Below are 14110 nucleotides of genomic sequence, written 5' to 3'. Positions count from 1 at the left end.
CTGTACACTTAATTCATGTCTGAAATTTAGTGGTGAAGAGAGTGAATGCAGTAAACAAATCATTATTTTATAATGTTCGACAACATGCAAATCGTGAGTTTTTTTATCGATTGTTTGTTATTGCTTTCCCCATCACTCTGCAAAGTATTTTATTTTCAAGTAAAAGCCTTATTGACGTTTTCATGCTCGGTCAACTCTCAGAAGCCGACATTGCAGCTGTTGGTGTAGGCAGCCGAGCAATCTTCTTTACTACCATCATCCTCACAGGTATTACGACAGCTGGTGCATTATTAGCAGCACAACATTGGGGAGCGAAGAATAATAAAGGTCTGAGAGAAACGACGGCATTAACTTGGCTTACTTCGACATTCTCAGCTGTGATTATTATTTTTCTTCTACAGTTTTTTGCCAGTTTGGTTATGCAGTTGGCATCTAAAGATCCTAGTGTTATAGCTCTTGGTGTTGAATATATTCAAATAACCAGTTGGAGCATGCTTGCGGTTGCTTTTGCAGCGAGTCTTGGTGCTGGTTTCCGTTCGATACAGCAACCGGGAATGAGTACTTTTTTCAGTGGTATAGGCATTGCTCTGAATATACTACTGAATTGGGTTTTGATTTTTGGGTATTTAGGCTTTCCTGCTTTAGGTATAAAGGGGGCGGCTATTGCTACTGTGGTGAGTTCTATCATTGAAGTTGGTTTGCTTTATCTTTATTTAATCATGAAGAGTCATCTTTTAAAGTTTGGTTTAAAAGAGATTATTCAAAGCCTTCAGATAGACAAATTTCGTTCTTTTATTCGCTTAGCATTACCAACTACTACCAATTTTTTATTATGGGCAGGTGGGTTATTTGCGTATACCGCGATTATGGGACAAACAGGAACGGAAGGTTTAGCTGCATTTGCGGTTGTGACACCCATAGAAGCTGTGTCTCTTAGTTTTTTAATGGGGATAGCTAATGCATCTGGTGTGTTAGTAGGTAACCATATCGGAGCTAAAGAATACAACAAAGTATACTACCAAGCGATGTTGATGATGATCATCGGCTTTATGGTTACGATCGCTGTTTCTTTTTGTTTATTTTTATCTAAAACATGGATATTGGATTTATTTACTGCGTTAACACCTGAAACTCGCGAACTTGCTGATACTTTTGTGTCGATTCTTTGTATTGGTATTGTTTTACGCTCAATTCCAACGACATTAGTGGTTGGTATTTTAAGGGCTGGCGGAGATGTGAAATTCTGCCTATATCAAGACGTATTAACTCAATGGTTCTTTGGTATTCCTATCGCTGCTTTAGGTGCCGTGTATTTTGGTTATTCGGCTGAAGTTGTCTATAGTCTTTTCTTTTTAGAGACGTTGTTTAAGTGGTTTGCTTCTATCTATCGTTTAAAAAGTAAGAAATGGATAAATAATTTAGTTGATGTTAATGGATAGGGGAAACAAGTTTATTTAAGGGTTGCATTGCTAAGTTCATTATATAGAATGGATCGGACTACTAGTTTGGTAGTTCGGTCTGTAAAGGATTTACGACCTATTATTATAAAACGGAATGTGACTAATTAGGATGTACACATGATTTTCCAATTAACATCAGGCCCATTGTTGGAGCCTACAGAAGGTTCACCCCATAACACTGGTTTCAAATCATCAGTTGTTCTTTCTCTGCGTTTTTTCTCGTCTCAGTTTCTCGCGTTTCACTTCTTCTCGTATTTTCGATTTCTCCGTTTTTATTCGTAATTAATTAGCTCTCATTTCAACCGCGTTATCTTTTTGTGGGTAATTTCTTGCGCGTTGAATTTGACAAAAAATAAAACTAAAGCTCAAACTCGAATAAAAGTAAGGGAAACATTGTGAATTTAAAATTAATCGGAAGCTCACTTATTATTTCAGGTACTGCGTTAGGCGCTGGTATGCTGGCAATCCCAATGGTATTGGCTCAATTTGGCCTGCTTTGGGGCACCGCTTTAATGTTGTTTATCTGTCTAGGAACAACATATGCTGCTTTATTGCTTCTAGAAGCGAGTATTAATGTTGGTGGTGGTTTAGGTATGAACACCATCGCTCGTAAAAGTTTAGGAAAAAGTGGACAAATTATTACTAATGGTCTGCTTTATGCGCTTTTAATCTGCTTACTAATGGCTTACATATTAGGTGCGGGTGATCTGCTAAATAAATTACTCCGTGGTGTTGGTTTTGAGCTATCACTCATTCAAAGTCAGATTGCATTTACACTGGTGGCAGGCATTATTGTCGCTTCGGGAACTGCGGTTATCGATAAACTTAACCGTGTGTTGTTTGGCATTATGTTATTAATGCTTGTTTTGACTTTGGTGTTTTTGGTTCCTGATATCTCGTTTGAGAATATGACACAGGTGACGAATTCAAGCACAACGGATTTAGTTAAAACCAGTGCAATTATTTTTACCAGTTTTGGTTTTATGGTTGTTATTCCATCATTGGTGTCTTACAACCATGAAGCAACACCAAAGCAACTGAGAAATATGGTTATTCTTGGTTCATTAATCCCATTAGTTTGTTACCTAGTATGGCTTTACGCAGTGGTTGGTAATCTAACAGCTGAACAATTAGTTCATTTTACAAACGTATCTGAATTAATTTCTGTATTTAGTGCAGAACATGCATTTATCAGTGTTGTGTTATCTGGTTTTACAGGTCTTGCTTTATTAACCTCATTCTTAGGTGTAGCAATGGCGCTTTTCACTCAAAACCAAGATATGTTTAAGCAGAACAAAGTAGTAACTTACGTTATTAGTTTTATTCTGCCACTGACTGGCGCTATTTATGCCGCTGATCAGTTCCTATCTGTTTTAAGCTATGCAGGGATCATCTTAGTTTTCTTAGCGGTCTTTGTACCTCTTGCAATGGTAGTAAAACTAAGAAAATCAGAGAATGCTCAGAAAACATATATTGCTGAGGGTGGGGTAGCTATGCTGACTTTCTCTTTTGCTTTTGGTGGTTTTCTACTGATTTCGCAAGTGATCTAATTTTATATGCTCTTATTTATGGTGTTGTCACATACTATGAATAAGAGCACATCATATCGACAGCCTAGTTACAGTGTTGATATAAATTTGTTTCAAAAAGAATGATATACAATGAATTTTAAATTATTTGGTAGTGCGTTAATTTTATCTGGTACAGCATTAGGCGCAGGGATGTTAGCTATCCCTATGGTATTAGCGCAGTTTGGATTGTTTTATAGCACTCTATTAATGTTAGTTATTTGTGCAGGAACAACGTACGCAGCTTTGCTATTAACAGAAGCATGTTCAAAAACGGAATTGGCGTTTGGGATTAATACTGTAGCAAATAAGACCATTGGTAAAGGTGGTCAACTTGTTACTAATGCTCTGTTTTACCTTTTATTATTTTGCATGTTAATTGCTTATATTTTAGGTGCAGCAGATTTAATTAAACGTATATTTTCTATGATGAATGTAGAAATGAGCATTGAATTTGCTCAGGTTGCATTCACCTTGTTTGCGAGTGCTTTTGTTGTTTGTGGAACACAAATTATTGATAAGTTAAATCGACTGTTGTTTTTCTTCATGATTTCAATGTTGGTACTGACTTTAATCATTCTAATTCCAGGTATGACAGCGGAAAATTTATCGCAAGTAACAAATCACGATAAAGGTATGTTATTTGATACCAGCACGATTCTGTTTACTAGCTTTGCTTCTATGCCTGTTATTCCTTCACTTGTTGCGTACAACAAAGAGGCGACAAAGCAGCAGTTGCGTAACATGGTTATACTCGGTTCAATTATCCCATTAATTTGCTACTTGGTGTGGCTGTATGCGGTAGTTGGTAATTTAACAGCTAACGAGATTACGCACTTTTCTAATATTTCTGATTTAATCCAGACATTCAGCGCGAAAAATGAATACATTGAAATCATTTTATCGATTTTCACATCATTAGCATTATTGACTTCTTTCCTTGGTGTTGCGATGGCGTTATACAATCAAAATAAAGATATGATTTCGCATAATAAAATCGTGACATATGTATGTACGTTTATCCTACCTCTGTTAGGCGCTGGTTTAGCTGCGGATCAATTCTTATCTGTGCTGGGTTATGCTGGTGTAATTTTAGTCTTCCTTGCTATTTTTATTCCATTAGCAATGGTTGTTACATTAAGAAAGAAAGAGACAGAAGAAGTGCATCAAAACCTTCATATCTATACGGCTGAAGGGGATAAATTCGCTCTTGGTTTAACTCTTTTATTTGGTTTGTTGTTATTAATTAGCCAAATTTAATAGAAATTATGATCTGACCTGATACAGTTAACGTAGTATTTAAAGAATATTAACTGTAGAAGGTCAGCATTATGAAACATCTAATTATTGCGTTTTCTGCTTTACTCCTAGCCGCATGCGCCGGTACACCTCCACCTACTTCAATGCTTGATAGCGACTGGTCAACCTTTGGTTACGAAAGGGCTATGAAGGGACAAATAGCTCAATCAGAATCACGATTAGACAAGTTACTAGACGATCAGAATTTAAAATCGAGCAATTATCAGGCTTACTTAACCGGTTATAAAAAAGGTCAGAATGAGTATTGTTCGCAAAATGCATATATACTTGGTGTAACTGGTGGTCCATATAACGGAATATGCGATCTGATTGATTGGACTTTCCGAGAAGACTACAACAGTGGTCGATTTTCAACTGCGAATGGGATGTGAAAATAATCATTCGATGTAAGGAGACATTACATGAAAGCATTTATAACTGTATTACTTAGTTGTTTGTTGTTTGCTTGTTCTACAACGGCACCAATCACTTCAACGCAAGATAGTGATTGGAACCAGTATGGTTTTGACAGAGGCTCTAAAGGTTGGAACATAGAGACACAGGAGCAATTAAATAATGCTTCAGATGGTCAACAAATAAAAGTATCTAACTATCAAGCCTATACAGCGGGATACGCTAATGGGCAGATGAAATATTGTCAGCAAGATGCTTATGAATTGGGTATGAAGGGTGAGGTTTATACTGGTGTATGTGACAGCATAAATAAAGATTTTAAGTATGACTACTTACGCGGCTATCATTCACATACAAAAGATATGTAAATGATTTATAGTCTTGATATTAAAAATGGCGGGAATTCCCGCCTTTTTTGTAATTAATCTACTTTAATAATATTAAAGCGTCCCATCTTCTTTAATATAGGAATGAACTCTTTGTTCACTTCAAGCATTACTTTTTTCGCTTTAGTATAAGCACTTAATTTATCGTTGCCATTACCATGAGAGAATAGGCGACTTTTTGGCTTATATTCACCATCAACTAATTCTTTCCAACGAACAATATAGTAATCAGTGGTTCTTACTTCGCCAGAGAGTAGGGTTCGTTTTTTAGTGATAATATCAGGCTCGAGGCTGTGAGGAAGGCGCTCAAACAAACTAGGTGTATTTAATACTGCATTCCAACAGCTACCCCATAGTTCTTTACCAACTTTGTTTCGTTGTTTCACTGCTTCTTTTAATGCTTTTTCGCGGCCCTCTTTTAAGCAGCCAACGGAGCGGTTATACATACCATCATCAGGTGTATGGATATGTATTTTTACGCAATTGAATGAATGGGAAATAAAGCGATAATCACTTTTCATACCTTTCCATTCAGCTCTTAACTTTTGCGCTCTAGGAGATAGAGTGTGCTTTTTCTTATTCATATTCATTATGTTGTGTGTTGATGCATTAATGACAATATTACATTAATTGAGCATATTGTTAATAGTGAAGTGGTGAGAAAGCGTAAAGTTTTTGTAAAAAATAGAAATATTTAAGATAATTGTAGTTTAGATAGCTGAATTTTGTAGTATTTTTTTAGTAGACATAAAAAAAGGGACGATTTATCGTCCCTTAGTAATGGTATGTAATGCTTAATTAGCAAATAACTTTAATTGCTAGGCCACCTTGAGAGGTTTCACGGTACTTAGCATTCATGTCTTTACCAGTTTCAAGCATTGTCTCAATAACTTTATCAAGAGATACGCGAGGTGCTGAAGCACGGCGTAAAGCCATACGAGTTGCGTTGATAGCTTTAACCGCGGCAATACCGTTACGTTCAATACAAGGAACTTGTACTTGGCCGGCAACAGGGTCACACGTTAAACCTAGGTTATGTTCCATTGCAATTTCAGCAGCCATACATACTTGCTCTGGGCTACCACCCATAAGTTCAGCAAGACCAGCAGCAGCCATAGAACAAGCAACACCAACTTCACCCTGACAACCAACCTCAGCGCCTGAGATTGAAGCATTTTGCTTGTAAAGACCACCGATTGCGCCAGAAGCAGCAAAGTAACGGATGTAATCTTTCTCAGTTACTGTTTGGATAAACTTATCGTAGTACGCTAGAACAGCAGGGATGATGCCACATGCACCATTTGTTGGAGCGGTAACAACTCGGCCACCAGCAGCATTCTCTTCGTTTACTGCAAACGCGTACATGTTTACCCAATCAACTACTTCCATTGGATCTTTAGACGTCTTTTCAGAAGTCAGTAGTTGTTGACGTAATGCTGCAGCACGACGAGGAACACGTAGAGGTCCAGGAAGGATACCTTCTGTGTTCATGCCTTTTTCCATACAGTCACGCATGGTTTTCCAGATCTTAGCAAAGTAAGTGCGAACTTCATCTTCTGCAAGAATTGCATGTTCGTTTTTCATTACAAGAGTACTGATAGATAAGCCGTGCTCTTTACATAAATCAACAAGCTCAGAAGCGTAGTTGAATGAATAAGGAACTTGGATTGATGATTCTACTTCTTTACCAAAGTTTTCTTCATCAACGATAAAACCACCACCGATAGAGTAGTAAGTTTTAGAATAAGCAACTTCACCATCAATCCACGCATGGATTTGCATACCATTTTCGTGAAGTGAAAGGTTAGAAGTATGGAAGTTCATTCCACCTTCTTTTGGAAATTCTACTGTGTGGCAGTGCATGCCAACAGGTAAGCGCTCTGTTTCTTCAACACGAGCGATGAAGCCCGGAATAGAGTCAATATCTACGTGTTCTGGCGTGTTACCTGCCAGACCCATAATGATAGCGATATCAGTATGGTGACCTTTCCCTGTCAGTGATAATGAACCGTAAACATCAACAGTGATTTTAGTGATATCACGCAGTTTGCCCATGCTTCGTAAATCGTCAATAAACTCTTTACCTGCTTTCATTGGACCAACGGTGTGGGAGCTAGAAGGACCAACTCCGATTTTGTAGATATCAAAAACACTAATCATGTAATTACCTCGAATAAGCCCCCAAAAGAGGGGGCTTTATTATCATTATTATTAACTTCGTTTAACTAAGTTTGTATTGGTTTACAAATTAGTTATTAAAGAGCGCCGTAGATTACAGAAGTAATCGCCGCAACACCACATAATGCTGTAAAGATTTGCACAGGTGCTGAAGTTTTGTACTTAGCCATTGCTGGAACTTTACGCATTGCGAAGATAGGCATAAGGAATAGGATAGCTGCAATCATTGGAGCACCCATTGTTTCAATCATACCTAGGATACTTGGGTTGATGATAGAAACGATCCATGTAGTAACAACGATAAAGATTAGAGATGCTTTTTCTAGCTTAGCAACTGGTGCTTTTGAGCGAGATTTAGCTAGGCCAACAAGACCTTCGTGAGCACCTAGGAAGTGACCGAAGTAGCTTGAAGTAATCGCAGCGAAAGCAACGATTGGACCTAAGTAAGAGATAAGTGGAGATTCGTGTACGTTTGCTAGGTAAGAAAGTACAGAGATGTTCTGTGCTTGTGCTTGCGCTAGTTGCTCTGGAGATAGAGAAAGAACTACAGAGAAAACGAAGAACATAACAAAGCTCATTAGCATCATTGCTGCACCGCCAGTGATCATGTCAGTTTTAGCAACTGCATCTTCACCGTATACACGACGTTGTTCTTTAGAGAATTGGCTGATTACTGGGCTGTGGTTGAAAGAGAAAACGATGATAGGAATCGCTAACCAAACAACAGAAGGCATTGAACCCCAATCTGGGTCAACAGACATCATAGATGTGTTCCAACCAGGGATTAGGTATACAGAAAGAGCCATTAGGATGAATACAAGAGGGTAAACCATTGCTGAAGTTGCTTTCAGCATTAGTTCTTTACCAAATACTACACCACATGTCATCAGAGTGATAAGAACACCTGATAGTAACCAACGAGGGATAGATTCCATACCCATTTGGTTAACCATGAAAGAGTCTACTGTGTTTGTAATACCAACACCGTAGATAAGTACAATCGGATAAATCGCGAAAAAGTAGGCAAAAGTGATTAGGTTCGCGCCTGTTTTACCGAAATGCTCTTCTACAGTATCAGTAATATCTGCATCTGGGTTTTTAGCTGAAAGAACGAAACGAGCCAAACTCTTGTGAGCAAACCAAGTCATTGGAGCTGCAATTAGAGCAAGAATAACTAGAGGCCAAAAACCACCAGCACCAGCTTTGATTGGAAGGAAAAGAACACCAGCACCAACTGCGGTACCGAATAGAGAAAGACACCAAGTGAAATCTTTATAAGTCCACTTAGATTTTTTTGCACCGATAGATGCAGTATTTGTTGTTTGCATAATTAACATACTCTTAATTTTTTGGAACAGGAATTTTAGGAACGGCGCTATTGTCGTTATTTTGACGAGAAAAACTTTGACCCAGATCCAGAAATGAAAAAAGATGAACGAAGATCCAAAAATAATTGATAATGATCACAGTAGTTGTAATGCTGATATTAGAAAAAGTTATCGTTAATGATAAATTTTCTAAGTTGTAATGTAATTCATTGCATGAATTATTTCGGCAGTTACACCCCAAATGAGTTTTTTATCAAAAGGAATGAAAATCAGATTATATGTGTGGTTTTTGTTAAAAACGTGATGATTATAGGTGTTTTTGGGGTTAATAAGATGATTTATCGGTGCTTCAAATGTGCTACTAACCTCACCGTAATCGATTGCGGTGGTATAATTTTCATCAATTAATGCAACGATAGGGGTTACTTTATAACCTGATATTGTTGGTATTGTGTTAAGTTTTACTAATGGTTTAATGTGTGCAGGATTAATGCCAATCTCTTCATTAGTTTCACGAATAGCAGTATGAATAAGAGACAAATCACCGGGTTCAACCTTACCTCCAGGGAAGCTAATTTGACTTGGATGATGACGTAAATGTGGCGCTCGTTGAGTTAAAATTAAGTTGAAACCAGTTTCTCTTTTTACGATAGGAACAAGTACTGCTGCTGATTTAAAATGGCGATTTTTTAGCTGAGGGTGGGAGAGTAAACTGGAACTGTAATTTATCGGTTTATGAAGTAACAAATGAGAAAGTAAATGTGTATTCATAAACCGATCCTTATCGTTATAAAATGGGTAAGATTTTGCTTAATTTGTGTAATGTCTCTTCATATTCTAGCTCAACTTGGCTATCAGCAACGATACCACCACCAGCTGATGCATATAAATACCCTTTATATGCTATTAATGTGCGTATGGTTATGCTTGTATCCATTGTTCCACAGCGACTGATATAACCAATACTTCCACAATATAGATTACGGCGATGAGGTTCTAACTCTTCAATGATTTCCATTGCTCTGATCTTTGGGGCGCCAGTGATAGAGCCTCCCGGAAAAGACGCTTTAAGCAGGTCTGTAGCAGAATATTTTGTATCGAGCTCACCTGTAATCGTACTGACTAAATGGTGAACAGCAGGGAAAGACTCTATATCAAACAGCTTAGATACTTTTACTGAACCGGGTGTAGCAACACGACCTATATCATTCCTTAATAAATCCACAATCATCAAATTTTCAGAGCGATCTTTCGGACTATTGCGTAATGTTTTAGCTTCTAAGGCATCAACCTTTGGGTCATCAGCGCGAGGTCGAGTTCCTTTTATGGGTTTTGTTTCGATTTTTCTCTCTTTTACTTGTAAAAATCGTTCAGGAGAAACCGAAAGAATTGTCGCTTCCGGTGTTTTTATGTAAGCCGAGAATGGGGCGCCATTTTGTGTTGCTAGTTTTTGATACGCTTCCCATTCAGAGCCTTGGTACTGAGCTTTGAAACGTTGGGCTAAGTTAATTTGATAACAATCGCCCGATTGTAGATATTGCTGAATAACATCAAATTTATTAGCGTATTCAGATTCAGTCATATTTGATACCCAATCTGATGTTAAGCTAAATGCAGTATCTACTTCTTTTATAGAAATAAATTGTTGTAGCCAATGCAGACGATCACCACCTTTGGGTTGTATCAAATGCAGTGTTGATGTTTTATTATCTGCCACCAGTGCCCAGTTATAAATTCCCACAGCCATATCGGCACTTAAAATGTCCTGCTGAGCCGTGTTAGGAATACTTTCAACTCGACGACCTAAGTCGTAACTGAAATAGCCTAATGCACCACCAATAAAAGGTAAGTTTTCTATTGGTGAGTGGTGGGGAATTAGGCGTTCTTGATAATGAGCAAGTAATTGGAAAGGGCACGCTTCACTGGTTACAGGCTGTTTTCCTATTGCATTAATTGTGGTGATGGCACCATGTGTTTGTAATGTAGCGATAGGATCAGCAACCAAAATATCATAGCGATTATCAATGTGGTTTTTCGCAGATGAGTTAAGCAACATCGCCCAAGGTTGATTTGCGATAGCTGAAAAGAAATCAATCACAGAGTTAGATTGATAATCAAGTTGAGTGATACTTAGTTTTGCATCTAATTGATTGTTCATTTTGAGTTTTATAACCAGAATGTGATGAGCAACGATAGCCTTGGATGGAGAGCAAGAGTATCATAATGCGTGTTCTAAAAGAAAATAATAGATGGCGATTGCTCACGTCATAAACAATAAAAATCATCCTTAATTGCCATGGAAGCTTATAAAAAGAGGGCCCTATGATTAACGTTCACCAAGAAACATTGATTCGTAATGAAGATGTGATCAGTTCTGTAGCCGATGCTCTGCAATATATATCTTATTATCATCCGCTAGATTTTGTTCAAGCACTTGAAAAAGCGTATCACCAAGAAGAAAGCCAAGCTGCAAAAGATGCACTTGCACAAATCCTTATTAATTCTCGTATGTCAGCAGAAGGACGTCGTCCAATCTGTCAGGATACGGGAATTGTAACTTGTTTTGTTAATATTGGTATGAATGTTAGGTGGGAAGGAGACTTAACGGTTCAACAAATGATTGATGAAGGTACTCGTCAAGCTTATACCAATCCCGATAATCCATTAAGGGCATCAGTATTATCTGATCCTGCAGGCAAACGAATAAATACAAAAGATAATACACCTGCAGTGGTTCATATTAATATGGTGCCGGGAAACAAAGTCGAGATTCAAATCGCCGCGAAAGGCGGAGGTTCTGAAAATAAGACTAAAATGGTCATGTTAAATCCATCAGATGATATTGCTGAGTGGGTAGAAAAAACACTTCCAACAATGGGGGCGGGTTGGTGTCCTCCTGGTATGCTTGGTATAGGTGTTGGCGGTACAGCTGAGAAAGCAGCCGTATTAGCTAAAGAAGCATTAATGGAACACATTGATATTCAAGACCTTATTGAACGAGGTCCTCAGAACGCAGAAGAAGAACTGCGTCTTGATATTTTTAACCGTGTTAATAAATTAGGCATCGGTGCGCAAGGCCTTGGCGGACTTACTACCGTTGTTGATGTGAAAATTAAATCTGCACCAACACATGCAGCATCAAAACCTGTATGTTTAATTCCTAACTGTGCAGCAACTCGTCACGTACATTTTACTCTTGATGGTACAGGTCCTGCTGATCTTCAGCCGCCAAAGTTAGAGGAATGGCCTGATATTACGTGGGAAGCTGGTGCAAATACTCGTCGAGTTAATCTTGATGAGATAACAAAAGAAGACGTTCAAGAGTGGAAAACGGGCGAAACAATCTTGCTTAATGGTAAAATTCTAACAGGGCGTGATGCTGCACATAAACGTCTTCAAGGAATGATTGAAAGTGGTGAAGGTTTACCAGAAGGTGTCGACTTTAATGGTAAGTTCATTTACTACGTAGGTCCTGTTGATGCTGTTGGTGATGAAGCGGTAGGTCCTGCGGGGCCAACAACATCCACTCGTATGGATAAATTTACCGATATGATGTTAGCCACAGGTTTAACGGGCATGATAGGTAAGGCTGAACGTGGTCCAGCAACTGTCGCATCAATTAAAGAAAATAAAGCCGTATATTTAATGGCGGTTGGTGGTGCGGCATACCTTGTTGCTAAAGCGATCAAAAAAGCACGTGTAGTTGCTTTTGAAGATCTTGGAATGGAAGCTATTTACGAATTTGAAGTTGAAGATATGCCAGTAACAGTGGCTGTTGATTCAACAGGTGTTAATGCACATCAAATTGGTCCTGATACATGGAAGGTAAAAATTGCTGAAATGAGCAATTAATTTACATCATAAAGCTTATTAAATAATGAAAAAGCACTCATTTTGAGTGCTTTTTTTATTATTGTATCTTTTATGTTAATCATTTGGGTGTAATATATAAGTAACTATTTGATAAATAAATGAGGGAACAATGAAGAAGTTAACAATTGGGTTATTCATTACAGTACTTGTTGGGTGCGCCTCCTCTGATGATGTAGAACAAGAAAAGAACGTTGATGATTGGTTCGCAATAGGTGAAGCCAGAGCGAAAAATGGTTTTTTATTGCAGACAGAATCACGACTTGTTGATCGTTATCCTGAAGAAAAAATTACAACCGAATTCTATAATGGTTACGTAAAGGGTCATGAAGCTGGTACAAAAGTCTATTGTTCTCAAAATCCATATATATTGGGATTAAGTGAAGAACCTTATTTCGGACTATGTGATCAAATTGATTCTAATTACTCTGATGAATATCAAAAAGGGAAAAAGCATAAAAAAGAATAAAAACATTGTTTTTTATAACTAATTTTATTTGTTGACTGGATGAACAAATAAATATAGGCAATAATTCTTTATGTAATCAATTAATAATGACAAGGAACGGCATATGTTCAAAAAGACTGCAATAGCCGCAGTACTTAGCACCGTCTTACTCGCAGGCTGTGACAGTAAAGAGCCTAGTATTGCAGAGCCTGACTCTCGTCCCGCAAAGATCTTAACCGTTTCTGTTGGTGAGCACGAAACATCACGCTTGTTTCCGGCAAAAGCAGAAGCCGGTGATAAAGCCGTTTTGGCTTTTAGAGTTCCTGGGCAATTAAATACGTTAGATGTGCATGCAGGCCAATCAGTTAGTAAAGGCGAGCTCCTTGCTACAATCAACCCTGATGAATACCGTTTAATCCAGAAACAAGCACAAGCACAATATCGATTGATTGATGTGCAATATCAACGGATTAAAAAGTTAAGAAAAGATAAGGTCGTATCAGAACAAGATTACGATACAGCGGTTGCCAATAGGAAAACGGCTAAAGCTTCTCTTGACCAAGCTTCTGCAAATTTAAGCTACACGAAGCTTGTCGCACCATATGACGGTACGATTTCACTTCTTCCAACAGAAAATTTTGAATATGTAAATGCGAAACAATCGATTATGCATATCCAAACTAACGACATTCTGTATGTTGTTTTTCAACTTCCGGATTATCTGCTTCAACGTTTCAGTTTTACCGATGTATCAGCAACAGTTACATTTGATTCGTTTCCAAACTCTACTTTTCCTCTTGAATTTGAAGAAATAGATACTGAAGCCGATCGTAAAACATCGAGTTATACCGTAAAAATGAGTATGCCTCGTCCTAAAGATTTAGGAGTACTTCCGGGGATGTCTGGTCAAGTGAAGGTAACTATTCCTAAGGGCGGAAGTGAAAAACTGCCACTTTCAGCTATCGATCAAGATGGTGAGACTACGTATGTATGGCGTGTGAAAGAAGATGGAACGGTTGAAAAAGTACCTGTGGAATTAAATGAGAAACGTCAGGTAATCTCTGGAATCGAAGATTCAGATCAAATTGTATCTTCAGGCATCACAGGGCTAGAAGAGGGAATGAAAGTTCGTAAGTGGGTTAAGGAAAGAGGATTATAA

General features: G+C 38.0%; 13 protein-coding genes. 8 read left to right on the top strand and 5 right to left on the bottom strand.

Going from position 1 to position 14110, the window contains the following annotated elements; translation table 11 throughout:
- Positions 1 to 41: 41 nt before the first annotated feature.
- The 5 genes from GNP81_RS07020 (at position 42) to GNP81_RS07000 (ending at position 5109) form a co-directional block, all read left to right on the top strand.
- A complete protein-coding gene (locus GNP81_RS07020; RefSeq protein ID WP_336495424.1) occupies positions 42 to 1439 on the top strand; it encodes an MATE family efflux transporter in 1398 nt (465 codons plus the stop codon).
- Between the two features lie 416 nt (positions 1440 to 1855).
- Positions 1856 to 3010 carry an amino acid permease gene (locus GNP81_RS07015; protein WP_336495423.1) on the top strand — a complete coding sequence of 385 codons (1155 nt, stop codon included), beginning with the start codon at positions 1856 to 1858 and terminating at the stop codon, positions 3008 to 3010.
- Positions 3011 to 3121: 111 nt separating this feature from the next.
- Positions 3122 to 4288 (top strand): amino acid permease, encoded by a 1167-nt coding sequence (locus GNP81_RS07010; RefSeq protein WP_155673000.1) that lies wholly within the window; start codon positions 3122 to 3124, stop codon positions 4286 to 4288.
- A 71-nt stretch (positions 4289 to 4359) separates the two neighbouring features.
- Entirely contained in the window at positions 4360 to 4719 is a 360-nt protein-coding gene (locus tag GNP81_RS07005; RefSeq protein ID WP_155673001.1) for a DUF2799 domain-containing protein, read from the top strand.
- A gap of 30 nt (positions 4720 to 4749) precedes the next feature.
- Positions 4750 to 5109, top strand: a complete 360-nt coding sequence (locus tag GNP81_RS07000; protein ID WP_155673002.1) for a DUF2799 domain-containing protein — start codon at positions 4750 to 4752, stop codon at positions 5107 to 5109.
- Positions 5110 to 5162: 53 nt separating this feature from the next.
- Here the strand turns inward: GNP81_RS07000 and GNP81_RS06995 are convergent, their stop codons facing one another.
- The 5 genes from GNP81_RS06995 to pabB all read right to left on the bottom strand — a co-directional run bounded on the left by GNP81_RS06995 (position 5163) and on the right by pabB (position 10791).
- A complete protein-coding gene (locus GNP81_RS06995; RefSeq protein WP_233909918.1) occupies positions 5163 to 5648 on the bottom strand; it encodes a hypothetical protein in 486 nt (161 codons plus the stop codon).
- A gap of 277 nt (positions 5649 to 5925) precedes the next feature.
- Positions 5926 to 7287, bottom strand: a complete 1362-nt coding sequence (locus GNP81_RS06990) for an L-serine ammonia-lyase (RefSeq protein WP_155673538.1) — start codon at positions 7285 to 7287, stop codon at positions 5926 to 5928.
- A 95-nt stretch (positions 7288 to 7382) separates the two neighbouring features.
- Complete coding sequence (locus tag GNP81_RS06985) at positions 7383 to 8633, bottom strand: aromatic amino acid transport family protein (protein ID WP_196587337.1); 1251 nt, start codon at positions 8631 to 8633, stop codon at positions 7383 to 7385.
- A gap of 189 nt (positions 8634 to 8822) precedes the next feature.
- A complete protein-coding gene (locus tag GNP81_RS06980) occupies positions 8823 to 9404 on the bottom strand; it encodes a CoA pyrophosphatase (RefSeq protein WP_155673005.1) in 582 nt (193 codons plus the stop codon).
- Between the two features lie 16 nt (positions 9405 to 9420).
- Positions 9421 to 10791 (bottom strand): aminodeoxychorismate synthase component I, encoded by a 1371-nt coding sequence (gene pabB / locus GNP81_RS06975; protein ID WP_155673539.1) that lies wholly within the window; start codon positions 10789 to 10791, stop codon positions 9421 to 9423.
- Positions 10792 to 10955: 164 nt separating this feature from the next.
- Here pabB and GNP81_RS06970 point away from each other — a divergent pair, with 164 nt between their 5' ends.
- The 3 genes from GNP81_RS06970 to GNP81_RS06960 all read left to right on the top strand — a co-directional run bounded on the left by GNP81_RS06970 (position 10956) and on the right by GNP81_RS06960 (position 14110).
- A complete protein-coding gene (locus GNP81_RS06970) occupies positions 10956 to 12485 on the top strand; it encodes a fumarate hydratase (protein ID WP_155673540.1) in 1530 nt (509 codons plus the stop codon).
- 130 nt (positions 12486 to 12615) lie between these two features.
- The gene (locus tag GNP81_RS06965) at positions 12616 to 12972 is read left to right on the top strand and encodes a DUF2799 domain-containing protein (protein ID WP_012533241.1); all 357 of its coding nucleotides are present in this window, start codon (positions 12616 to 12618) and stop codon (positions 12970 to 12972) included.
- A 103-nt stretch (positions 12973 to 13075) separates the two neighbouring features.
- A complete protein-coding gene (locus tag GNP81_RS06960) occupies positions 13076 to 14110 on the top strand; it encodes an efflux RND transporter periplasmic adaptor subunit (RefSeq protein ID WP_155673008.1) in 1035 nt (344 codons plus the stop codon).

The organism is Aliivibrio fischeri (genome assembly GCF_009727955.1).
GTDB classification, from domain to species: domain Bacteria; phylum Pseudomonadota; class Gammaproteobacteria; order Enterobacterales; family Vibrionaceae; genus Aliivibrio; species Aliivibrio fischeri_A.
This window is presented reverse-complemented; position numbering and strand designations above follow the sequence as displayed.